The following is a 23,676-nucleotide window of genomic DNA, read 5'->3' on the forward strand; positions in this document are numbered from 1 at the left end:
CATCCCCCAATGGTCGCCAAAGTAGATGGCGATTGGCCGCTGGGTGTCGTGATGGTGGAAGAACACATGCTCTGTTTGATGAATCGCGTTCAGTGATTCAGGTAGGCGCCGCATGATTCACGAATGATCAATTGGCCCGGCAGCAGACAATGTCTCGGAGGAACGACCACCTTTTCGATGCTGTCTAACATCGCTCGAAATGCCACCATCGCTATGTCTCGGCACGGTTGATGGATGGTGGTTAGCGGAACGGTTAGCAGTTGTGCGTATTTCACGTCATCAAAACCGACCAAGCGGATATCCGACGGCACCGCGATTCCGAGTCGCGCCAGCGTTTGCATGAGCGTCGCTGCCAACCGGTCGTTCGAGCAGATAATCGCGTCCGATTTCGCCGCGATTTCTTTGACCGTTTTGTCGTCGTCCGCCTGCAGACGCTGGACGTCGAACTGAATGTCTTGTTCCCGCGGCCCCTGATACGTCAGTGCGGCCTCGCGAGCTCCGGCGATTCGATGCAGAATCGTTGGTGCCGCCAAGGGAGGCCCGAGAAAGAACAATCGTCGACACCCCAGTTTCAATAAGTGTGACGCGGCAAGGTACCCGCTGGCGAAATTGTCGATGCCCACCAAGTCGAATTCGCTGCGGGATGGAAACGGGTGAATGTCACGATCCAGTAGGACCACCGAAACCCCTGCCTGCCGCAATTGACGGGTAATCCTCTGGTTCAGTTCAAGACTCTGCTCGTGCAGCTCGAATGGCGCAAAAAACACTCCGCTGACATTCTGATCCAGAAACGGCTTGCACAGCGTTCGCGCAATGTCTTCCGAATCATCATCAACGCCTGCGGACCACAACAGACTAAAGTCATGCAATCTCGACAGTCTGGCTAAATCGCCACAAATCACTTCGAGAATCTCGGTCTCGTTGATCTCTGGGACAAGCAGCCCAATTTGTTGCTGTCCCGATTCCATCTTACCTGGGTGGTGCCGTACGAAGCTGCCCGAGCCGGCGCGACGAACCACCAAGCCTTGATCTTGCAGCTGACGGAGCGCCAACGCCGCTGTAGGTCGCGACACATCAAAACGCTTGACAAGCTGCGCTTCGCTTGGCAACCGCCCCGTTGGTTGATACTTACCGGCTGTGATTTCAGCCATTAATTCCTGGGCTATTTGCTTGTATTTTGGATCTGCCATTTTCCATTAGCTTTTTCAAACATGAAGAAATTAAGTAGTTGAAATCCGTCAATGGACACCATTTTTCCCAAGACTGCTATCAGCGGATTGTCACTAACAGGTTGCGATTAAAACCTAACAGCTATTTTGGCGTTCTGACCCTATTTGTCTATACCATTTGTTGGCATCTCCGTAGGATTGACGACGAAGAGCACGGCGAAGGCGGCCTGCATCGCAGCGTCGCCGGGTTCACGTGAATTCCATCTGAAATGAAACTCATAGGGCAATAGGAAGACGAACATGCACCAGACCATTCCGGTTGAACGTTCGGTCAACTCACATTCAATCTTCGAGGATTTGTTGGAACCAAAATCGTCCTCGCGTCGGAAGCACTATCTGATCGCCAGCGACTTTGATCAAACACTTAGCTTCAATGACACCGGAGTTGAACTCAGCGCGATGCTGGGGCTATCGGACTTCGAAGCGAAAGTGAACGGTTTGGCGAATTCACATTTGGTCCAGCAGGGTGGAGAATTGACGTACCTGTTGCTGCACGACCCTGACTATCGCCAAGTCCGCCGCGAACATTTGTGGGAAGCGGGTAAACGGATTCGTTTGAAAAAGAACTTGGCTCCGCTCATGGAACTGCTGCAGCAGGGAATTGATGGCCATCGTTTCACGTTTTACGTGGTATCGGCATCGCCCGAAGAGGTCGTATGTTCGGCACTCGAAGGCATCGTCCCACCAGAACGTATTTTTGGAACGCGGCTGAATTTCCATCCTGAAACGGGTGAGATCACGTCGGTGTCAAAATTGACGGCTGGATACGGAAAGGTCACTGTGTTGGACCAGTTGCAAGAACAACTTGGTATTCCATGGGATCGGATTGTCTACCTTGGCGACGGCAGCTCGGATGTTCACGTCATGCTGCACCTGAACCGCTGTGAGGGGTACACGATCGCGGTATCGGAAAACACCCACCTGGCGCCGATCGCTCGTCGCACTGTATTGAGCGACAACGCGTTTAGTGTGCTGATTCCGATCCTCGAAGATGTCATCGGATGGACCGATCGATCGCAGATTCGCGAGCTGTTCGAACAACACGGACTCGACGTTCAGGGCTGGGAAAAGACCCAAGTCGATCGGCTGGCGATCGCCGCTACCGAGAACGATACTGCGGACGTACCGCTCAATGCCGTCTAAACACGCTTCGACTCTTACGCGGTGTGTCCCCTTTTTCTAGATGACGGTTCCGCTGGGTTGCATGGTTTGATCCATGGTCATCCCAGCGGACGTTTGATCCGTCTTCCCCCACCAAAGCAGTCTGCATTTGATCATGGCGAACGTCATCCATCCTCACGAATTGATTTGTCCACCTGCGGCGATGCCGATAAACGCATCGCTATGGGCAGTGCGTGCGCTGTTCTGTTTGAACGGTTTTCTGTATGCGACCTGGGCAACGCGAATTCCTGCGATTCAGTCCCAGTTCCAACTTTCCAATGGAACGTTGGGGCTAGCACTGATGGTGGTGGCCGCCGGTGCCGTGGTCGCGATGCCCTGCGCGGGCTGGCTTTGTTCGCGATTGGGCAGTCGGCGGATTGCAGCGATCAGTTTAGCGTTTTATCTGATCGGGCTGCCCACGATCTCGCTGATGCCCAGTTTGGCCATGCTGATCGCTGCGTTGTTTCTATTCGGTGTCGGTCATGGGATGTTGGATGTTTCCATGAATGTGCAAGCGCTCGAAGTCGAGCGCCGCATGAACCAGCAGATCAATTCGTCAATCCATGCTTTGTGGAGTATCGGTGGATTGGTCGGTGCGTTAGCGGGCAGTCTGATTGCGATGGGCGGTTTAAACGTTCGTTGGCATTTCATCCTGGTGGCCGCGGTGTTTACCACGGCCACGGTTCCGATCATTGCTCGATTGTTGCACGACCGAGTCGAAGACAAGCGTGCATCGCGCGATCAAACTCTCAGCCGACAAAATCGGAATGCGGCAAGCGTGGTAGCTGATTTGCCGGCCCACGATCGCGCCCCACGACACACGACACTGGTGCTAGGTGTGATTGCGTTTTGCGTGATGGCGGGTGAAGGAGCGATGGCCGATTGGAGTGCCGTGCTGCTGCATCAGGTGCTCGGAATCGGCGAAGGTGTCGCCGCGATGGGGTACGCGACTTTCGCGATCGCGATGGCGATGGGTCGATTTGCCGGAGACCGTTTCTCTGCGTGGTTGGGTCCGGTCAAGCAGGTTCGCGTGTGTGCGTTTGTTGCAATGATCGGCGTTTTGATCGTAGTCACTTCCTATCACGTGGTCACGGCAATGATCGGATTCACACTGATCGGAGCCGGTTTGGCCACGATTGTTCCAGCGGTCTTCAGCGCCTGCGGCAAGTTGCCAGGCAGTTCACCTGGAGTCGCGTTGGCGACGGTTTCCACGATCGGTTACTTCGGATTTCTGCTTGGCCCACCTCTGATCGGCTTGCTATCCGAATGGGTCAGCCTGCGAGTCGCACTGAGCACGTTGGCCGGAACGATGCTAGTCACGATGACGTTGGCCTCCGCCACGCGGCCGCGTCGCCAGTAAGTCTGGCGACAACAAACGTGTCACTTTCGCCCGCCCCGCACCATCCGAATCCGGTGGTGCGGATGGTATGTGCGACCCTGACGAGACGTCATACCACCGATACAATGGTTGGCGACGATACTTTGGGGCAAAGGGATACACAAGTCGGATGGAAGAAGCGTTTCAGGAGGCCGAGTCGGACGATACAGCGACACAGGATGATCTGTTTCGTCCCGCTCGCTTTGTGTCCGAATTCGACTTGCCCTCCGGCGACGAATTACTGTTGAAGGATGCAGCAACCGCGATTCGCCAGGAATTCCGCGACTGCTCGAAATGGAAACGACTGCGGTGTCGTCGTGTCAGCATCTTTGCCGAACGGGATCGCGGCGTCGTATGCGTGATCCATCTGGGCAGCTCGGTCGAGTTTGATTGGACTTGGGAAGGCGCCAAGGCGTTTCGTCCAAAGATGTTTGATGAGGACGCCTCGGATTTCGCTTATGAGCAAGCCGACGTGGATGACGGCGTCGATTGGTCTGGCGAAATCTTGGAGGTCGATGAACGCAACGGTTGTCTGTTCGTCAGTCTGGACAACCCCGAATCGATCCCCAGCACCGGATCCTTTTTCGTCCGGCCGTTCGAGTTTCTTTCGGTACTAGATGCCGTCTACAATGCGGCCGAGTACGCTGAAATCCGTAAAAAACTAGCCGGAACGTTTGAATGCCACGCAAGGCAACGTTCATCCGGTAATCGCAACCCCAGCAAATGTCGGTTTGGCGGAACTGCAAGAATGGTGGCAACGTGCCTGGTCGATTCTGTGGGGACCGCCGGGCACGGGCAAGACCTATACGACCGGGCAACAGATTGCCGCGGTGCTTGATGATGACAGCGAGCGGATCCTTGTCGTTTCAACGACCAATCGTGCCTCCGATGCGGTAGCGTTATCGATCGGCAATGCCACACGCAACCGTTCAAATGATGCCTTGGCCGAGGGACAGTTGCTACGTATTGGTAAGGGAGCCTCGCTGAGATCGTTTGCTGCGGCGGAGCTACAATCGATGCTGCAAGGCACCGAGTCAGAAGTGCTTCATAAGATCGATGACCTCGCCAACCAGCTCCGGCAATTCGACAGTTGGGAAGACAAGGCGTTGACTCGCAAACAGATCGGTGAATTGAAGGCCAAGGGAAATGGTCAAAGCCGACGTCTCTTTGTCGATCCCGATGTCCGGGTGGTGATTGCGACGGCATTCAAAGCCACCAGCTTTCTGCGGGACGAAACGGTCAGCAAGATTTTGGAGGATGGCGACGCTCCGTTTACGACCATCTTTATTGACGAAGCGGGGCTGATTTCACGAACCGCGATCGCGGCGTTGTCGCTGCTGGCTTCACGACGCGTTGTCGTCGTCGGTGACTCGAAACAGCTTGCACCGATCAGCCGTATCTCGCGAATCCTGCCCACTCGTCAACAGACTTGGTTGGCCAGCAGCGGACTCAGTCATCTCGAACAATTTTCAGACACTAGCGAAGCGGTTCACGTGCTGGCCGAACAGCGACGAATGCATCCAGATGTTTGTCGTGTCGTATCGGAGTATCAGTACCAAGGATTACTGAGCACGGCCGCGGAAACCAAAAATCGGCGTTCGCAAATTCCGCCGACTCTCGGCGATCATTCGCGAGCGATCTGGTACGTACTGGATGAAGAGCCCACCGACCTAGCGGCGATCCGAGCCCAGCGAGGACCGGGCAACAAGAGTTGGATACGCTCGATCACGCCACGAGTACTTCAAAAAATGTTTGTCGACCCTGAGATGCGGGCCGCCAACGGTCTGTTCATTTCGCCCTACAAAGCTCAGGCTCAAGTGGTTGGAAAATTGTTTGCCGAGTGGGATTTGGCGAATTGGGAGTCCTCGACGGTTCACAGCCAACAGGGTTCCGAAGCGGACATTGTGATTTTCGATACAGTCAATGCCGGCAGCTACAATTGGCCCTACGACGAATGGAAACGGCTCGTCAACGTGGCACTCAGTCGGGCTCGCGAAGCGGTCATCGTGTTGACCAGTCGCAATGAAATGGAAGAACCGTATCTAAAACCATTGAAACACCATCTGACGCCCAGCGCGCTGAAACCACAGGGCGATTTGTTTCGCTGGGAAACGGTCAGCCGAAGGGGCAAGGGTTTTCATCCGATGGGCAAGGGTTCAAACGTTGCCGAGGCCCGTTCACATTATCAAACGTCGCCCGTGGGCAATCGCAGTATGGGATTGCAGGTTGCCAATCGCAAAGGAATGAAAATGGTGCTTTCCGAAGAGCAACAGCGGCTGACCAATTTGATTCTTGACGGGAAACCGAGATTGGTTCGCGGTGTGGCAGGCAGCGGGAAATCGATCGTCCTATGCAACTGGCTCGCCAAGACTGTCAAGCGATTCGAAGGCAGTAGCGATCTTCGCATTTGGGCGGTCTATGCCAATCGCTCGCTACACAAACTGCTTCGCGAATCAATCGAATCAGCGTGGGAAAGCCTCTCTGAGGGAGAACTGTTTCCACAGCAACCGTTTCCCTGGGACAAAGTGCATCTGTTGCATGTCAAAGACGTGCTGTCAGGAATGCTTCCCAACGTCGCGTTGTCGATGGAAAGTTTTGATTTTGATTATGACCGTGCGGCTGAACAGTTCCTGAGTCGTCAGGATGCATCGGAGTTGCTGCCACGATGTTCTGCACTGTTTATTGACGAAGCCCAAGACATGGGGCCTTCGGTATTGAAACTGTTGTTGTCCGTCGTCGAGCAAACGGACGCAGAAGATTCCAACAGCCGATCCGCCCATATCTTCTATGACAATGCGCAAAACATTTACGGCCGCAAGACGCCGAAATGGTCTGATTTTGGACTCGACATGCGGGGTCGCAGTACGATCATGCGAGAAAGTTTTCGTTCGACCGCTCCGATCGCCGAGCTCGCCGTCAACGTGTTACAGCGGTTAACACCTCGGGATCAACGTCATGACCAGAACGAGCTATTGAGCATGGGGTTGTTGGAACGAACCAAACGCAACGGGCTCGAATGGCTAAACGTTCGGTTTAACCAGATCGAAGGCCCCAAGCCGATCTTGCACTGCTTCGATCACCGCACGGCTGAGATCGAGGCAATCGCGACTCATTTGAAGTATTTGATCCAACAGGAAGGGATCTCACCCAACGACATCTGTTTACTGTACAACGGCAAGTCCGTCGTTTCGTTGCTGCAAGAAAAACTAGCACCCAAGTTAGCCGAAATCGATGTCGAGTTATCGGTTCAAACCAATCGTCCATTCGAACGTCATGCCAACACGTTGATCGTGACGACATCACATTCTTACAAAGGGTATGAATCCGAGGTCGTGATGGTTCCCTGTGTCGACCAATTTGTCACGGGTAACGGCGACATTCTCGCTCGCAATTTGTATGTCGCGATGACACGGGCCCGGTCGTTGTTGGCGTTGTACTGCACCCGAACCGGGTCGACGGCTTCGGGGCGGTTGTGCCGAACGATTGAACACTGTGTGAAAGCGATGAACGCGACGCCGGAGATCGAGACATCTACCAGCGCCCAAGAAGATCAAAACGACATTTTAGAAGTCATTGGACGAGAGCACCGCAAATGGATAGCCGATCTATGGACGCGTTTTGACATTCGTCAAGAACCGATCACCGACGACGATGGCACTTTGCTGGCGGAACCCCTGTTCTGGTTCGAAAACGAAGGCGTCAAATACGCCTGTTTTGCCAATGAAACACCAACAAAACAACAACCCGAAACGATGTCTGCCAAGCAAATTGTTGTACTGAAACCAAGTTAAATAAATTCGACGAATTGTTTTAGACCGAGCTGGAAATCAGTGTGAGTACTGCCATCTTCCTCAGTCTGCCGCTAGCTTCTTCTCTTTTCACGTTGAGCACATTCAAGCTCGACAGCATATCGACGACGATTCGCTTGCTACAGATCCATTCGCAAGAACGGGTCGATCTGCGAAGTCAACTGATGACCGACGGTGAAATGTAGTCTCCAAGACTACTTAGGTAGAGCGAAGCGGTTCTGAGGCCCACTTGCCCTCGGCTCTTGAAATGCTGGGCTTCTTTCCCAGTTTTCCGCGTATTTTCGTGCGTATTTGTCTTTTTCGCACTAATAACAGGATGCGGCGAATCGTTGTGACTATGCCGTTCACGCGATCTATAATGGCGTTGGCCATCTCCTTCTGCACCTGGAACCTGCTGTCATGCTTGCGACTTCGCCCCACCGGGCCCTATTCGGTTTCGTTCTTGTCTTTTCACTCGCCTTAGGAAATGTCATGGCTGAACCCATCGGCATCATGGAACGATACGCTTTGTCCGACGATCGCGAGGCGTTTCTCGAAGAGCTGATCCCGGGCAGTGACGACTATTACTTTTTTCACTGTTTGCACTACCAAACCTCGGGCCAATTGGACCGCGCCGAAGTCGTCCTGAACGATTGGTTGGCCGAGAACAAAGGACGTGAAACCGCGGTCATTCGTGGCATGATCGATCGGCAACGCTTGCTGACCTATTCGCAAACCCCCGAGCGAACGATTGATCATTTGGTCAAACGACTCGGTGTCCAATTGCATCATCCTGCACCGCCGGTCAAAGGTGAACGACGCTACCCGAGCCAGTTTGATGTCGCGCTGCTGGACCTCGATCGTTTGGTACGAGAAGCGGTGCAGCAGGATGACACGCTACTGCCGATCGGAATGCAGCGATTGGCGGAAAAGTATCGCAGCGGTGAAACTGCGGGACTGAAACTGAATCTGCATGACTTTCTCGCCCGAGTCGATCATGCGACGATCCCAAACCTTGACGAGCTGGTCATCCGCGAACTGCAATCGCGACGTAAACAAGACGTTCGCTTCGGCGATCTGGCGGCTCATCAAGTGCTGACGCTCGCGGAACTTGATCGCGTTGCCGCGGCCGTTCCCGAAATCGCCGACGACAACCCGTTTGTTTCGGCCAAGTTATTGCGACTGCGTCCGAGTGACGATGTCGATTTGTCTCAGCAAGCCGATGAGCGACTTGCCTATTTGAAACGAGTCGATGCGTATGTCCGCACGCTGCCGCCAAGTTACAACTCGCTAAAGGCCTCGGCGACATTTCGCTTGCTCGAGGCCAATTTGGCAGCCGGTGACTACGATCTTGACCTCTTTTTGCGTTATCTCGCGTTGCCGCGTCACAGTCCGATTGTGCATCCCGAATGGGCAAAACGTCCGGCGACAAAAGCAAATTTGGGCGAAAACTTTATGCCGATGGCACTGTTGCCACCGATTGGTGACGAAATCTCGCTGGTCCGTGTGTATCTCGAACATTTCTTGAAAGACGCGGCCAACTCCGATGTGTTCGCGGAACTGATCCAGCCCGATTACCTTCGCCGCGTCTTCGCCGAGACAAAACTGATGTTCGGCATTGGCGACGAACAACAATGGTATCGTCTGCTTTCGCCTGCCGAGCGGCAAGCGATCCGTGATTCGGTACAGTTGCGACTCGCTCCCCAAAACAAACCGCGATTTGCGAGCGATGATCCGGCACAGTTGATTGTCGACGTCAAAAACGTTGACGAACTTGTGCTTCGCATCTATGAGATCAACTCACTTGCCTTCTTGCGAACGCACCAAGAACCGCTGGACACCGACATTGATCTTGATGGATTGGTCGCCACGCACGAGCGAAAAATCAGCTACAACCAGCCTGCGGTTCAGCGTCATCGGGAAATTTTAGAACTCGACGAAATCCACGGCCGAGGCGTCTGGGTGGTGGATTTGGTCGGCAAAGGCGTCCGTGCTCGGGCGATGATTCGCCGCGGCGAACTGCATCACGTCGACGCGATTACCGCCGATGGAATGAAATTCACGATCATCGACGAAAATCGTAAACCGATCGCAAATGCCCGCATGATTGTGGCGGGACGCGAATTCTTGGCGGATGATTCGGGATCCGTTTCTTTACCGCCGGTGTCCGAAGCCACCCACCGCGACGCCATCATCACCGATGGTGAACTTGCCGAAAAAATCAAATTTTCGCATCTCATCGAAGACTACTCATTGTCAGCAGGGATGTATCTTGATCACACTCAAGTGCAATCGGGTGATAGCAGTTCGCTGTTGATTCGTCCTCGCGTGACAATGGGAAGCACCCCGCTGGATCCGTCTGCGTTGACTGATCTGAGCGTTCGGATCGAAGCGATCGATCTGGATGGCATTGCAACGACGAAAACAATCGACGACATCACGTTGGATTCTCATGGCGATCTGGTCGTACCGTTTCGAGCCCCTGCTCGCTTACAACAAGTCTATGTGACGCTGAGTGGTAAGATCCGCTCTCTGTCGACGAACCAACTGCACACGCTGTATACCGACGAACAGTGGCAAATCGCTACCATTCGGCAAACCAATTCGACTCACGATGCCTTTTTGACGCGTGATGGTGACGAATACGTCATCGAGGTTCGTGGTCGATCCGGTGAAGCGATTGTCGGGGCAACGGTTTCGGTTTCATTATCGACCGAGGTGCGAAGTTCCGAGATCAAACAAACGTTACAAACTGATGAAAATGGTCGAGTGCGTTTGTCGTCGCTGCCCTACGTCAAACAAATTAGCTTTGCCGCCGGTTCAGGGCCGCGTCATACCCGTGACTTGCAACTTGACCAAGTCTTTTGGCCCAACACCATTCACACCACGACCGATATCGGCATCGAATTGCCAGTCGTCGTAGCGCCCGATGCCGCTGCGGATCGCTACCGCTTGATCCAACTACGCGCAGGTGTCAACGACGCCGATTTGAGTGACAAATTGCTGATCGAAAACGGTTTGCTTCGCATCAAAGATCTCGATGCGGGAGATTATCGATTGATCGATCGTCAAACCGCGGCAAAAACCGCTATCGCGGTCGTCAGCGGGCCGGTGATCGACGATGTTGCCGTGGGAGTCGTTCGGCATCGACAAATAGCATCCACCGTGCCTGTTGGGGTGGCATCGATCGCAAAGGATGCTGAGGGATTGCAAATCCAACTGTCCGGTGACACCGATCTGGCTCGTGTTCACGTGATCGCATCACGCTATTTCGACGTGGTCAACGCGGCCGATCAACTGAACCTGCCTACGCCGCCACTACAAGGACGGAGCGTGTCGTTACCCAAATGCGGTTACATCAGCGACTTGCGACTCGGCGACGAATACCAATACGTGCTGAATCGCCGCTATGCGGCCAAGTATCCCGGTGTGATGTTGCCACAGCCCAGCGTGATCTTGAATCCTTGGGAAACCGAAGAGACCCAAAACACCAGCCAAACCGCGACGGCGGGCGATGAACCGATGCCAAGTGCCTCGGCGCAACCGTCCTCGCGAATGAGATCCGAAGCGGATCGCGAAGCCGGTACTGAACAATCCGCGACTTCCGATTATGACTTCCTGGCCGATTGCGGCGTCACGATCACGAATCTGCGGCCTGATGCGGACGGCCGCGTCACTGTGCCTGCCAAACTGATCGATGGATTACCGATCCTTCAAATCATCGTCAGCGATCCATCGACCGTGATCCAGCGAACACTCACCGCACCGCTTGAAGAGGTGGAAACTCTTGATTTGCGACTCGCCAACGCGATCGATGCCGACAAAGCGGTCTCGTTCGAGCGAGCCGTGACGGTTGTCTCCGAAGACAAACCGCTCGATATCCAACAACTCGGTTCGGCTCAATTGCAAGTCTATGGAAGTGTGGGTGCATTGTTGAAACTGTATCGCACCTTGGTTCACGACGATCGTCTTGATGAATTCGACACGCTTGCCGCCTGGGATCACCTCGACACGACCGCCAAACTCGAAGCCTATTCACGGCTGGCCAGCCACGAGCTGCATCTGTTTTTGTGGGCACACGATCGCAACTTCTTTGACGAGGTCATCCGGCCCTATCTCGCCAACAAGAAGGAAAAGCAGTTTGTCGATCATTGGCTGCTCGAGGACGATCTAAAACCCTACACCTCGCTGTGGCAGTACAACCAACTCAATTTCGCCGAGCGGGCATTGTTGGCGATCCGCGTCCCGGAAGTCCGCGATGCTATTCGCCGCGAACTCAAAGAGCGAGTTGAGCGGCAGGACACCAATTACCAGCAAGTCCGCATCAATATTGAAAGTGCGCTGAAAGCCGATGCTATGTTTGATGATTTTGCTGGCGATATGTTGTTCGGAGCCATCGCGGAAAACGAAGAATTCGGCGGCAGTGGCGGTGGAATGGGAGGCGGCGGCTTCGGTTTCGGTGGTGGTGCGATGCCACAAAGCGGTAAAGCAAAAGCCGCTCCTGCTCGAAAACGACGATCGCTTGAACTAAAAGACTTTAAAAAGTTGAGCGAAAAAAATGTCCCACACGAAAACGAATCGCGCAGCTTGGGACGGTTCTCTCGCCGCTCTGAAGATGCGGAACTCGCCTTCTTTCGTGACCTGGATTCGACCAAACAATGGGCCGAGAGCCAGTGGGATCAAGTCCGCACCGTGGGCGAAGCGTACCCAGACTTGCTAATCGAAGTCGATCCGTTTTGGGCCGATTTAGCGCTCTCCGACAGCGAACATCCACCGGTTTCATCGCATCTGCTACACCCGGTTAGTAACCGTCATGCTGCCTTGGTGGCGATCGCTATGTGTGGGTTGCCACTGAAACCGGGTGAGATTGGTTTGCCCAACGACCAAGACCAACCTTATGCTCCGGAGCATCCGGTGGCTGTCGTGATGAAACGTTTGCGTTCGCTGCAGACCAATGATGAAAATCAAAGCAGTATTTTGGTGGGACAGCGGTTCTCGTCGGCCACCGCGCCGCCACCGAACCAGTACCGCCGATCCGAGGAACCCAAAGAGTTTCTAACGGGAGTCGCCTACAAGGGGCAAACGGTCATCTCGAATCCCACCGGCGATCAGCAAATCGTCGACGTGTTTTGGCAAATCCCCGAGGGCAGTTTGCCGCTAAACGGCAGCCAAGTGACCGACAGCAAGACCATCTCGTTGGATCCGTTTGCGGTCCAAGCGGTCGAGTATCAGTTCTACTTTCCCAGCCCAGGCGATTTTCCGCACTATCCGGCGACTGTCGCTAGTGAGGGCGAACTGCTCGCCAAAGCCAATCCTCGCTCGTTTAACGTCGTCGATCAGCCTACCGAATCATCTAAGCAAACGTGGGAGAAAGTTGCCCGTAGCGGCACCGCGGCGGAGATTACCGAATTCTTGGCCACTGCGAACCTTTACGATCTCGATTGGATGTTGGTCGCTCATCGCATGCGACAGCCAGACGTCTATCAAGCCGTCATCAAGGTGTTGCGGAGTGCCAATATCCCCGAAACGGAACTCTGGGCTTATTCGTTAAAGTATCGTGATGAACCGGCGATTCACACCTATTTGTCGCTGGTCGACGACTTGGTCGAACGAGTTGGACCGGAACTGGACAGCCCACTGTTGAATGTCGATGCAATGGAGCGGCGGATCTTCGAGATGCTCGAGTACGCTCCGCTTGTACGGGCTCGGATTCATCGTTTGAAGGCCGAAAATGAGATTCTGAACTCGACGTTCTTAGAGCAATATCGTGACTTTGTCCGTGTACTAGGGTTCCAAAACGAGATCCCGCAAAACCAACGACTTGCCTTGACCTACTATCTGTTGATCCAGAACCGCATCGAAGAAGCGATCGAAACGTTTGCCAAAATCAAACGTGATTCGATCGCTACGCAGTTGCAATATGATTACATGGATGCCTATCTAGCGATGCATCAGGGCCAATATGATCGAGCCGAACAGATCGCCAACAACCGCAGCAAGGAATCGGTACCACGTTGGCAATCTCGCTTTGCTGAACTTGCCAACCAATTAAGGCAGCGTCGGGATTTGCGGATGACCGAGCAATTGGTTTCGAAAGATCCCAATAGCGGCGAACCCAAAGCAGTCGAGCAGGGTCGTGGCGATTTGTCCGTATTAGATCGCGAGCAGAAACAAGCCTCCGCTGCGGAGGAACAACCCGAGGTACTGGTGCGTGTCGAAGGAGACTCGCTACGAATCGATCATCGTCAAACTAAGTCGGCAACGCTTAATCTGTACGGTGTCGATCTCGAGTTGCTGTTTAGCAAAGCCCCGTTTGTTCGCGAGGATTTGCAGCGGATGGCGATGGTCAAACCGATGCGAAGTGAGACGCTTGATTTTGATCAGCCTAGTGGCGTGGCCCGGTATGAACTCGATGAAAACCGCCGTCGACAAACGTTGTTGGTCGAAGTGGTTGCCGGAGCGTCGCGAAACACGGCTCTCTATTTTGGTGGCGAGATGACGACCTATGTTTCCGAAAGCTACGGGCAATTGCAGGCCAGTGATGCCAAATCTCACCATCCTATCGATACTGCCTACGTCAAGGTGTATGCAAAGTATTCCGATGGCGACGTTCGCTTTTACAAAGACGGTTACACCGATTCACGCGGCCGGTTCGATTACGCGAGCGTCAGTGCGGATGATGCCAAAGGTGCGACCCGTTTTGCCATCCTGGTGATCAGTCCCGAGAAAGGTGCATCGTTACACGACGTTGCTCCGCCACGATAGAGCGTTAGCGGTCACGGGCCATTAACGGTCTCGGGCCATCGGCATGATCACGTAACTGAAACCATCATCGGTGGTCAATAGAGCAGGTTTGGATGACGATTCGATTTCCATGATGAAATTTGTTTCGTTATCCAACACCTTGCAGAAATCGGCGACGTATCGATGGTCCATCGTCAACGTGATGGCTTCGCCATCGTAGGGTATCGGCAATTCGATCTGCGACTCACCAATGTCAGCCGTGCTGGCTTCCAGCTTCAGCGTGCCATCACCAAAGGTAAAATCGATACCTCGGCTCTCGTGATCGGTCACAATTGCCGCTTGACGAAGGGCAGCAAACAAAGGTCCAACCGCCATGTCGATCTGTTCGGCCGATTCACGTTTCGGGAACACTTGTCGCCAATTCGGGTAGCGGCCTTCGACCAATCGCGAATAGATGACCGCTCGCGGGGTGCGAATCAGCAAATCGTTGGACCGGGCCGCCACGTCGACGGTGTCATCCTTGTCGCTGACGGCACGTTCCATCAACTGGATCGCTCGCGTCGGAACAATCGTGCTGGTTCCCGTCGTTTGATGGCCACCTTGGGATTCGCCCGTCCCTTCCATTTTTGCCAAGCGGCGACCGTCGGTACCGACCGCGACCACCGAGGTGCCTTCCATTTCAAGCAGTACCCCGCCCAGTGCGTAACGACTGCTCTCGGCATCCGTGGCAAACACCGTTCGCTTGACCATTTCACGGAACAACCGGGTCGGCAACACGTGGTATTTGTCTTCGGTGAATTCCGCAACGCTGGGGAATTCATCAGGATTGTTGCCCGGAAGACGGAATTTACTGCGGCTGCCGGTAATCCGAATCCCGGCTTCATCGGTTTCGATCGACAGCGTTTCGTCATTGCTTTCTCGCAGAATCGCCATCGTTCGTTGGACCGGCAACAACGCCGTGCCTTCGGTTTCCACCTCGACCCCGTCCTCGAGGTCCAAGCGAATCCCTACGTCCAAGTCAGTCGCGGTCAAAGTGATCCGCGAACCTGAGGCGGTCACCTTCACATTTTGAAGAATCTCTTTGGGCGAACGAGTCGGAGCGATGCTGGCGGCAAGTGCAAAAGCAGCGGTGAGCGATTCGCGTTGGCAAGTGATCTTCATGGAACCATGGACTTACAGAGAGAAAGAAGATTTCGTAGCCATGTTGTACCGGTTCATGGGCGGATGTGTGTAGTGGTGAAACCCTTGGACAGCAGAACATTCACTGGGTGCCTCTCAAAGGCTTAAAGAATATATAAATCGTCGTAGTCTTAATTCGAGCTCTTCCGTTGTTGGTAAGTCCCGAATCCGGATCATAACCTATTTATATAAATAGAGTTGCGGTTTTGGTAGGGATGTGGAAAAAGCGTGAAAGCACGGTGTGGAAATGGTTGATAACCGGGGGAAAGGCCAACACTGGCCAACACCACCACAAAAGGACAAACAGACCGCGATGACAACCGCCCACCAAGCACAGACCGGGAATCAACAAGTTATCCACGGAAAAAATAGTTTTGAAAGCTTGGCTCAAAGCGGCCGATCGGCTCAAAAGCGGGTCGTTTCCGAGGCCATCACCACGCTCGTGTAACGTTGTTGTGCCGAGGATCTTCGTGCTGGACGATCCGGCGCCGACGCCATTTGCGTGATCCAGCCCACCCGTGTCCAGCTGGCACAATCGCTCATCGGGTTATCGTTTCGCTAATCCGGACGCTCCGCAAGTGACGGGAGCGGTCCGATCGCGGGAAATCTAATGAAAATGATGATTTTCACGATAACTGACAATGACACACTTTGTCATACAGCGTATGTTGATGTGAGACGTCGCTCAAAAGAGGGACGGCAAAAACGAAGACGGATGCCAACACCAAGATTATGGCTAAACCTAAGAAACAGAAATCCGATCAGAACAAGCTGAGCGAGCGAATCAACCTGCGAGTGACGGAAAAGGAATTGGCGTTGCTTGAGAAGGTGTCCGAGCTGGATGACCGCACGTTGAGCAATTGGGCGAGACGCGTGTTGGTTCGCGAAGCTCGTCGGCAAATGGCGAAGAAGGAGGAATCGTCGAGTTAACGACTCGATGATCACGATAACATCGGTGAGGCGGTCTTACCGATACACGCAGTGTCCGCGAGCAGCATGCCTGCGGCAATTTTTTTAGAGGAGAAGCAAAGTGGCTGGAAAAAAAGGCAAGAAGAACAAGAGCAAGAAGGGTAAGAAGAGTGACAAAGCCAAAGCGCTAAAGGGCAAGAAGGGCAAGAAGGGCGGCGGCAAAAAGGGGAAAAAAGGTAAAGGGAAAAAGGGCAAGAAGTAAATCGAGCTCGCTTCCCAGTGAATCCTGAAATCACGATCGGCTGTCGAAACTTCGGTATCGGCAGCCTTTTTTCGTATGGACGTTCACGTTGACCCGCTTCGATCGTGATGACTTATTCGTGTTCGCCGTGGCCGCGAAAAACAATCGCGTGTGAAGCGGATGGCACTAACCGCTGCATCCACTCGGCAACTTCGCGGTCGCTGTAGCTGAGCATCTTGGTCGAGTACTCGTGGTCGCTCAAGCAGCGGCCATAATGAACCAGCGTTGCACAGCCTTCGTCGGTGTATTCACACGCGTTCGGGTCATGCATTTCGATCCCGCCGCGGATGGTGTCGCGGACATAGTCAAGCCAGGTGGCCGAACGAAGCTCGGGACTTTTAATCAACCGCCAAAACGCATCGAGAACCAATTCTGGCTGCACACTCGTTTGCGCGACCAATCCGGCATAGCCACCGTCTGGATAAGTGGTACTGATGAATTCGGGCGAGTAGGCGAGTCGTGAATCTTCGCGGACCAAGCGATTTAGCGGAGACCCCAACTCGCCCGCCGAAAACACCTCTTCCAAAAAATCCCACTGCAAGTGAGCTTCGATGCCGTCGGTCGTCGGGGGAATGGGGAACAGCAAGTAGACGATCGAATCGGCGTGAGGGGAGTCGATCGTTGTCACTCGATCCGCCTGCCAAGCCGGTAATGGGCCGTAGTGAGCGGGATGTTTTCGTGGGCTTAAGGGCGTGTCGGGCATCGGTTCCAAACAAGAGTGCACCACGTCGATCAGTTGACTCTGCTCGATATCGCCGGCGACAAACAACGCAGACCGATTGCGAGAGTAGCCCGCGGCATGGGCATGTCGCAGTTGCCGAGCGTCAATCGCCTTTAACTGTTTCGCGGTACCGAGCTGATCATGTCCTAGCGGATGACCGGGCCACAGCACCGCTGGCAATCGGCACAGCGAGTGATGGTAGGGATCGGAATGCCATTCGTTGATTTCTTGCAGGATGATTTCGCGTTCGGCTTCGATATCGCGGACTCGCAGCAACGGTTGGCCAACCATATCGGCGAGAATCTCGAGCGACTCGGCCCACACGCGTTTGGGGCTGGCGGCGCTGAACGAGGTGTGGGTGGATCCGGTTTCCGCATCGCTACCGCCGCCGTGCCGTACCAACCGAGCTTCGGTATCGCGATAACCCCCCGGAAACTTCTTGGTGCCTCGCGACGGCAGATGTTCAAACCAATGATAGATACCGTGACCGCCGGCTTGATCATCATCCGCGCTGCCGACAAAAACCAACCAGTTCATGGACACGGTGTTGACCGGTAACCGCTGAAAATAGATCGGGACATCAAACGGACCGGGAATCAATTCAAAATCAATCATTCGCTCGGTCACGTGCTGGGGGAAAGAGGAGGGTAGGGGCGATGATCTTTGGTTACCATAACCCTATTGATTTCAGCGTGTTAGGGAACGTCGCAAAGGATCCGTCAAGTCGAGACCGATGTCATCTTCAACCCGATAATCGCGAGTAGCAGCAAAGCGAGAAAGAAAATCCGGGGCAACGAGACCGGCTCACTCAGAAATAGCATGCCATAGGTCGCGGCGCCGACCGCGCCGATCCCCACCCACACGGGATAGGCGGTGCCGATCGGAAGTTCACGAACGGCGATCGCAAGCAACAGCATGCTCAGAACAAGAGCGATGGCGGTGATCAAACTCGGCCAAAACCGAGTGAACGCGTCGGTGTATTTTAATCCCACCGCCCAAGCGGTTTCTAACAACCCGGCAACCAACAAAATGATCCACGGCTTCATGACGATGCTCCTACGGGACGAAAAATCGTAAGTGCGTCGTCTTGTCTTGACCGGGTACGGCGCGTCTCGTCCGGGCGTAGCGAAATCGATTCTAGTAAACGTCGCGGTGGCGCCAACAGCGTTACCGGCTGTTCGACGTCGCTCACTAGCGACAACGGGATCACGACAATGCGTTTTTCACCAACGCTACCACTTCATCGGCGCATCCCCAGGCGACGGTGTATCCGCCGCCTCCATGGCCATAGTTGTGCACCATCGGTTGGCCTGGGGACGCCGTATCCAATTCGAGCCGGACGGCGTGTCGACCGGGACGAAGCCCGACGGCGGTGCCCAGTAGCGGCGCATTTTGGATCTCGGGAACGACTTCGCCGCACCGCTGCAGGATCGCGGCGGTATCGGCGGACCGCTCGCGGCGATCCCAATCCCCTTCTTGCGCCGTGCCGCCGAGAATCACGTCGTGGGTGCGAGGCAGCACCAGCGTGAACCGATCGTCGTGTTGATAGATCCGCGTCGAGTGATGAAGCCCCTCGGGACGGCCGACCCGGACAACTTGACCACGAATTGGAAAGACATGTTCGTCGCGGGCAAAGTCTCGCGCATCCACCCCCGTACAATTCACGACAAGTTCAAACTCGGGAAACAAGGAACCTGCTGATGCAATCGATTGCGTCACAAACTCGGCATGGGCGGATTCAAGGCGACGCTTTAAGTTCGTCATAAAGATGGGAACATCGATCACCGGCACTGTCACGCGGAACGCCTCGGCACACCGAATCCCATAATCCGCACCATCGACCCGTTCCCATTGGTCGACGATGTCTAATACGTACGTGCTGTCATCGGGATCGAGACAGAAGCGAAGATGTTGCTCGAAAAAGACGCCTGCATTGGGATCCTTGCTTTGCTTGGTGTATTCGTCGTAGGTGGTCTTTGCCCACGCAGCGACGCGGTCGACAGGATAGGTTCGGTGCGGCCACCAATAGGCCCCCGCGGACATCGATGTCGTCTGGTCGAACGGTTCCTTGCTGAACAGCGTCACCGCGAAACCGGCTTCGAGTAGCCGGTGGGCGGACGTAAGCCCCATCAACCCTTGACCGACAATCGCGACTCTGCGTTTCATGGGCTGCTTTGTTTTGCTTGAAAAGGGAAGAAAGATCGACGACCATTCTGCTAGGCGTTCACATCCACAACGATTCGGCCTTTGATCTGGCCTTTCAGAATTTCAGAGGCCAGCATTGGTACTTCGGCCAAGGTCGCAGGACGAATCATCGCATCCAGTTTTTCCAGCGGCAGATCGGTGGCAATCCGTTGCCAAGCAGTAACGCGTTTCTCGAACGGTTGCAGTACCGAGTCGATGCCGAGCAAGTTGATTCCACGCAGCAGAAACGGCATCACCGACGCGGGCAGTTTGGCTCCGCCGGCCAGTCCCACTGCGGCAACCGAACTGCCATATTTCAACTGACCGAGCACACGAGCCAACATCTCGCCGCCCACCGCGTCGACACAGCCGGCCCATACAGGACGTTCCAGAGGTTTATTGATTGCCGTATCGATCTCATCGCGAGCGACGATGCGATTGGCACCGAGTGATTTCAAGTAGTCTGCGGTTTCGGGACGTCCCGTCACGGCTGCAACATCGTAGCCAAGTTTGCCCAGCATCGCGGTTGCGATCGATCCGACCCCTCCGGCTGCACCGGTCACCAGCACTTCGCCTTGATCGGGTTTTAAGCCATGGTCCTCCAGCGCCATCACCGCCAGAGCCGCAGCAAAGCCGGCTGTTCCCACCGCCATCGCTTGCTTTGGCGACAGCCCGGCTGGCAGCGGGACGAGCCAATCGCCGTTGACGCGAGCCTTTTGCGAGTAGCCGCCCCAATGCGTCTCGCCAACATGCCAACCAGTCAATACGACTTTGTCACCGCGAAAGTATCGCGGGTCATCTGACGATTCGACCGTTCCTGCAAAATCAATACCCGCTACATGAGGATAGTCGCGAACCAACGGGCTGTTAGCTTGCATGCACAACCCATCTTTGTAATTGACTGTGGTGTAATCGATCGCCACGGTCACATCGCCCTGGGGCAATTGGTCTTCGCCTATATTCTGGAGGCTGGCCGACACGTCGGCGTCGCCGTTCTTTTCAACGACAAGGGCACGAAATGACATAGTTTGATCCTCGGATCAGAGTGTGGGGATGATTCGCAGGCAGTGCTACGACTAGCTTGCAAGGATGACACGCATGGTTTTGCATCAAGGCAAAACAAGCAGGGGGTTCCATTTTGGAAATAGCCATTTCCAGGGTCTTCGCCGCCAGCAATTTCGTTTCGTTTGATCGACAGAATACTTTTTAACCTATTTCTAGGTCTCGGTAGTCGGCATGTTTGTGATCGGGATCTCAACCGCGACTGCACTGAGACGGTCGTGTGACGTCGGAGACGACACAGCGCGAAAAGAGATAGGTTAGAAAAAGATAAAAAATCAGCGAGCAGTGCTGCGAGTCGAAAGACGGCCGCGAATCGAAAAACGGCCGTGAGTTGAAACATGGCCGGGAATCGAAACATGACGGCGAGGTCTGACTTGGAGCCAGCAAGCCGCCAATTTTTTTTCAGCCGTCCAGACTATCAATTGTCTGGGCTATCGGTTGCCCAGACTATCAGTTGTCTGGGTGGCGGGTGCGGCGGAGCTCGGCTTGTCGCTGCTTCGCCAGAATCTCTTCCATCACCGCTAACTCGGTGTAGTACATCGCGCTGGGGTCGATGCCCTGATCGTCCAGCCACTTCAAATGCTGACGCATCTGGGGCTGGCGAGCGTACGCGGGCAGGATCACCATCCAAATGATCCCTAGCACGGCGATCGATCCCGCCAGCAAACCGGCGCGGTATATGCGTCCACGTGGGATCATGGTGTCACCGCATCAGCAAAGACGACTTTGAACATCAAGTAAGCCATCACCAACGTCAAGATGATGTTCAGCGATTGGCCGCACACGTACAGCACAAGTGGCTTGCCGCCTTTGAGCTGGGGCAGCAGTTGGCGGAAGTTGGTTTCCAGTCCGATGCTGACAAACGCCAGACAGAAGAACCATCCGCGAAGCGTTTTGGTCGACCCGCCGATCATCGCGTTGATCAGTTCCGGTCCACCAGACAACGAGGAATATAGCACCGAAAACAGAATCGACATCGAGACGAAGCCAAGCACAAATTTTGGAAAACGATACCAGATTTCGGAGATTCCGATCTTGGGGCCCGCTGGATCTCGTTCGACAAAAGTCACCCAATAGATCGCCACGCAGAACGCGGTCACCCCGATCAAAATGTTTTGGATCATCTTCACCGTCGCAGCAACTTCGAGGGCTTCGTCGCCCAGCACCGCACCGGCAGCAGCTACCGCGCCGGTAGCATCGATCGTTCCGCCCAGCCACGCACCACCCAAGATGGGATCCATTCCCAAAGCCGATGATCACCGCGGGCATCACTGCCATCATGATGACGGTGAATCCCAATGACAAACCGATCGAAAGTGACAGTTCCTCTTTCTTGGCTTTGCACGCCGCCGCAGTTGCGATCGCGGCCGAAACACCACACACGGACATGTCAGCGGAGATCACCATGTTGAGCGATTTGGATTTGATCTTCAAAACCTTTTGGCCAAACCAATATGTCGTGATCAAGACCACGGGCGTGACCAACCATGCGACAAACACGCCTGGCAAACCCAAGGCCAGCAGCCGGCTCATCAGCACTTCCGCTCCTAGCAGAACCAAGCCGGTCTTGATGAAGAACTCGGTCGAGATTGCCGGACGCAGAAAGTTGGGTGTGCCGACCGTGTTGCTGATGATCAATCCCACCAACAACGCCCACAACGCATACTCGAGGTTATAGGCTTTGACCACGCTTTGCCCCGACATCCAATAGGCCAGCGTCGCCAGCAAAAACACGACGGGGAAAGCGGCCAAGAAAGCCGACGCGGATTTGCCCCGCATCTGATTGGCGACTGCAAACAGCGACGCGATAATCAAAAAAGCACCGAGGATGCCTTGCCAACTGGACGCGATGGCATCGAGCGGGTTGTCAGTCCACTTGCCCGGTTTTGCGATATACGGTTTCAGCGGACTGGTGACACTGACCGATTCGCCAGCGGCAATGCGCTGGCTCAAGTTTTCGCCTTGGCCAAACCAGACGGCCGCAAAGGCAACAATTAGCAACAAGCCGGCACACCAAATCGCCCACCAATCTTCGTTGGTCGACATGTCCTTCCATAGACTCGGTCGTGGGGGTGGCGTGGCGATCGTGGATTCACCATCGACCGATTGGACATCGGGTGATTCATTGTGAGGTGTAACAGAGGAAGACGATCGAGAGGTCATCGGCGGGATTCGTGGGTAGGAGGGTGGGAAAGGGAAATGCAAGATGGGAACGGAGACGGGAACAGGACAACAAGAAATTCGAGTTACAAACCCGAACTTGAAAACGATTCACTGGCGCGACGATCGACCGCTTTGTTCATGCTGGTTCGCACCAACTGCAGCAACCGAATCAATTCCTTTTGCTCGCTGCGTTTTAAATCGCTCATGACTTCGCGTTCGAGTATGCGTAGGTGTTCTACGATCGGGGCGACCAACTTGCGACCTTCTTTGGTGATCGTGACGTAAACGGCGCGGCGATCCGTTTCACTCCGCTCTCGGGTGACAAGTTCACGTTTCAGCAGTCGATCGACCAGTGCCGTGACGGCCGGAACGACTTGAACCAAACGCTCGCCGATTTCGCTGCACGTCAAAGGACGGTTCTCCATGTCCAAGATTCGAAGCAGGTTGTATTGCGAAAAAGTCATGTCGTGTTGGCGAAAGAATCGTGCCAAATGATTGTCGAGTTGGTCACCGGTGCGCACCAAGCTGACGACAGCCTCTTGGTCAACGCTCGCGAAAGGTTGGCAGCGGTGGAGTTCTTTGGAAAGGTCGTTCATCGAAGACAGCCGAGGGGAGAGATTCGTAGAGGCGGGTGAAGGACCGAAATCAGTTGACGCACCAATACTTTATCGATAAGATATTCGCGAATCAAGATCTGATGTATTTGATTTCGAATCATTGTAACAGAGATTGGTTCCCTGTCCCCCCTTAGTAAAAAAACTGCCATCTGGATGCGTGTCCTCGGCACGGATCATGTCCCCTCCTTTCCTTGTGAGTTTTGTTGCCATGCCAACCACGGCCATCATCGGTGGCGGGTT

18 protein-coding genes, 1 pseudogene and 1 riboswitch are annotated in these 23,676 nt (G+C 54.4%); of the genes and pseudogenes, 8 read left to right on the forward strand and 11 right to left on the reverse strand.

Annotated features, from left to right (window positions below; genetic code table 11):
- Positions 1-89: 89 nt before the first annotated feature.
- Positions 90-1,190, reverse strand: coding sequence for a GntR family transcriptional regulator (locus RMSM_RS19430; RefSeq protein WP_040768246.1), 1,101 nt, complete (start codon positions 1,188-1,190; stop codon positions 90-92).
- A gap of 279 nt (positions 1,191-1,469) precedes the next feature.
- On the opposite strand from RMSM_RS19430, the gene RMSM_RS19435 reads away from it, so the two are divergent.
- From RMSM_RS19435 to RMSM_RS19460, 6 genes are all read left to right on the forward strand, one after another.
- Positions 1,470-2,372: an HAD-IB family phosphatase gene (locus tag RMSM_RS19435; protein ID WP_008699954.1), complete on the forward strand. Its 903-nt coding sequence runs from the start codon at positions 1,470-1,472 to the stop codon at positions 2,370-2,372.
- A 133-nt stretch (positions 2,373-2,505) separates the two neighbouring features.
- Complete coding sequence (locus RMSM_RS19440) at positions 2,506-3,750, forward strand: MFS transporter (RefSeq protein WP_008699956.1); 1,245 nt, start codon at positions 2,506-2,508, stop codon at positions 3,748-3,750.
- A gap of 148 nt (positions 3,751-3,898) precedes the next feature.
- On the forward strand, positions 3,899-4,606 hold the full coding sequence (locus tag RMSM_RS42060) for a hypothetical protein (RefSeq protein ID WP_008699958.1): 708 nt from the start codon (positions 3,899-3,901) through the stop codon (positions 4,604-4,606).
- Positions 4,500-7,559 (forward strand): AAA domain-containing protein, encoded by a 3,060-nt coding sequence (locus tag RMSM_RS19450; protein WP_201767057.1) that lies wholly within the window; start codon positions 4,500-4,502, stop codon positions 7,557-7,559. Before RMSM_RS42060 ends, RMSM_RS19450 begins: the two co-directional genes overlap by 107 nt.
- Before the next feature lie 41 nt (positions 7,560-7,600).
- Positions 7,601-7,762, forward strand: a complete 162-nt coding sequence (locus tag RMSM_RS41090; RefSeq protein ID WP_160168326.1) for a hypothetical protein — start codon at positions 7,601-7,603, stop codon at positions 7,760-7,762.
- 286 nt (positions 7,763-8,048) lie between these two features.
- The gene (locus RMSM_RS19460; protein ID WP_008699962.1) at positions 8,049-14,321 is read left to right on the forward strand and encodes a carboxypeptidase-like regulatory domain-containing protein; all 6,273 of its coding nucleotides are present in this window, start codon (positions 8,049-8,051) and stop codon (positions 14,319-14,321) included.
- A gap of 21 nt (positions 14,322-14,342) precedes the next feature.
- Here RMSM_RS19460 and dnaN read toward each other — a convergent pair whose 3' ends face one another.
- Together dnaN and RMSM_RS41095 are read right to left on the reverse strand one after the other, a co-directional pair.
- The gene (gene dnaN / locus RMSM_RS19465; RefSeq protein WP_008699964.1) at positions 14,343-15,461 is read right to left on the reverse strand and encodes a DNA polymerase III subunit beta; all 1,119 of its coding nucleotides are present in this window, start codon (positions 15,459-15,461) and stop codon (positions 14,343-14,345) included.
- 423 nt (positions 15,462-15,884) lie between these two features.
- Positions 15,885-16,022, reverse strand: a complete 138-nt coding sequence (locus tag RMSM_RS41095; protein WP_160168327.1) for a hypothetical protein — start codon at positions 16,020-16,022, stop codon at positions 15,885-15,887.
- A gap of 189 nt (positions 16,023-16,211) precedes the next feature.
- Here RMSM_RS41095 and RMSM_RS19475 point away from each other — a divergent pair, with 189 nt between their 5' ends.
- Positions 16,212-16,409, forward strand: coding sequence for a hypothetical protein (locus RMSM_RS19475; protein ID WP_008699969.1), 198 nt, complete (start codon positions 16,212-16,214; stop codon positions 16,407-16,409).
- Between the two features lie 100 nt (positions 16,410-16,509).
- The gene (locus RMSM_RS41100; RefSeq protein WP_008699972.1) at positions 16,510-16,650 is read left to right on the forward strand and encodes a hypothetical protein; all 141 of its coding nucleotides are present in this window, start codon (positions 16,510-16,512) and stop codon (positions 16,648-16,650) included.
- Between the two features lie 112 nt (positions 16,651-16,762).
- Here the strand turns inward: RMSM_RS41100 and RMSM_RS19480 are convergent, their stop codons facing one another.
- The 8 genes and pseudogenes from RMSM_RS19480 to RMSM_RS42790 form a co-directional block, all read right to left on the reverse strand.
- The gene (locus RMSM_RS19480; RefSeq protein ID WP_144057785.1) at positions 16,763-18,025 is read right to left on the reverse strand and encodes a M16 family metallopeptidase; all 1,263 of its coding nucleotides are present in this window, start codon (positions 18,023-18,025) and stop codon (positions 16,763-16,765) included.
- A gap of 104 nt (positions 18,026-18,129) precedes the next feature.
- The gene (locus RMSM_RS19485; protein WP_008699975.1) at positions 18,130-18,456 is read right to left on the reverse strand and encodes a DMT family transporter; all 327 of its coding nucleotides are present in this window, start codon (positions 18,454-18,456) and stop codon (positions 18,130-18,132) included.
- Positions 18,457-18,486: 30 nt separating this feature from the next.
- A riboswitch (guanidine-III (ykkC-III) riboswitch) is annotated at positions 18,487-18,553 on the reverse strand.
- A 63-nt stretch (positions 18,554-18,616) separates the two neighbouring features.
- A complete protein-coding gene (locus RMSM_RS19490; protein WP_008699976.1) occupies positions 18,617-19,576 on the reverse strand; it encodes an NAD(P)/FAD-dependent oxidoreductase in 960 nt (319 codons plus the stop codon).
- Between the two features lie 50 nt (positions 19,577-19,626).
- Positions 19,627-20,619 carry an MDR family oxidoreductase gene (locus RMSM_RS19495; RefSeq protein WP_008699978.1) on the reverse strand — a complete coding sequence of 331 codons (993 nt, stop codon included), beginning with the start codon at positions 20,617-20,619 and terminating at the stop codon, positions 19,627-19,629.
- A 487-nt stretch (positions 20,620-21,106) separates the two neighbouring features.
- A complete protein-coding gene (locus RMSM_RS19500; protein WP_040768253.1) occupies positions 21,107-21,355 on the reverse strand; it encodes a hypothetical protein in 249 nt (82 codons plus the stop codon).
- A pseudogene (locus RMSM_RS19505) lies at positions 21,352-22,819 on the reverse strand (YeiH family protein). Before RMSM_RS19505 ends, RMSM_RS19500 begins: the two are co-directional and overlap by 4 nt.
- A gap of 83 nt (positions 22,820-22,902) precedes the next feature.
- A complete protein-coding gene (locus RMSM_RS19510; protein ID WP_008699984.1) occupies positions 22,903-23,415 on the reverse strand; it encodes a MarR family winged helix-turn-helix transcriptional regulator in 513 nt (170 codons plus the stop codon).
- Between the two features lie 69 nt (positions 23,416-23,484).
- Positions 23,485-23,676: hypothetical protein (locus RMSM_RS42790; RefSeq protein WP_236622217.1), on the reverse strand; the 192-nt coding region annotated here is incomplete at its 5' end.

This window comes from Rhodopirellula maiorica SM1, from assembly GCF_000346295.1.
GTDB classification, from domain to species: domain Bacteria; phylum Planctomycetota; class Planctomycetia; order Pirellulales; family Pirellulaceae; genus Novipirellula; species Novipirellula maiorica.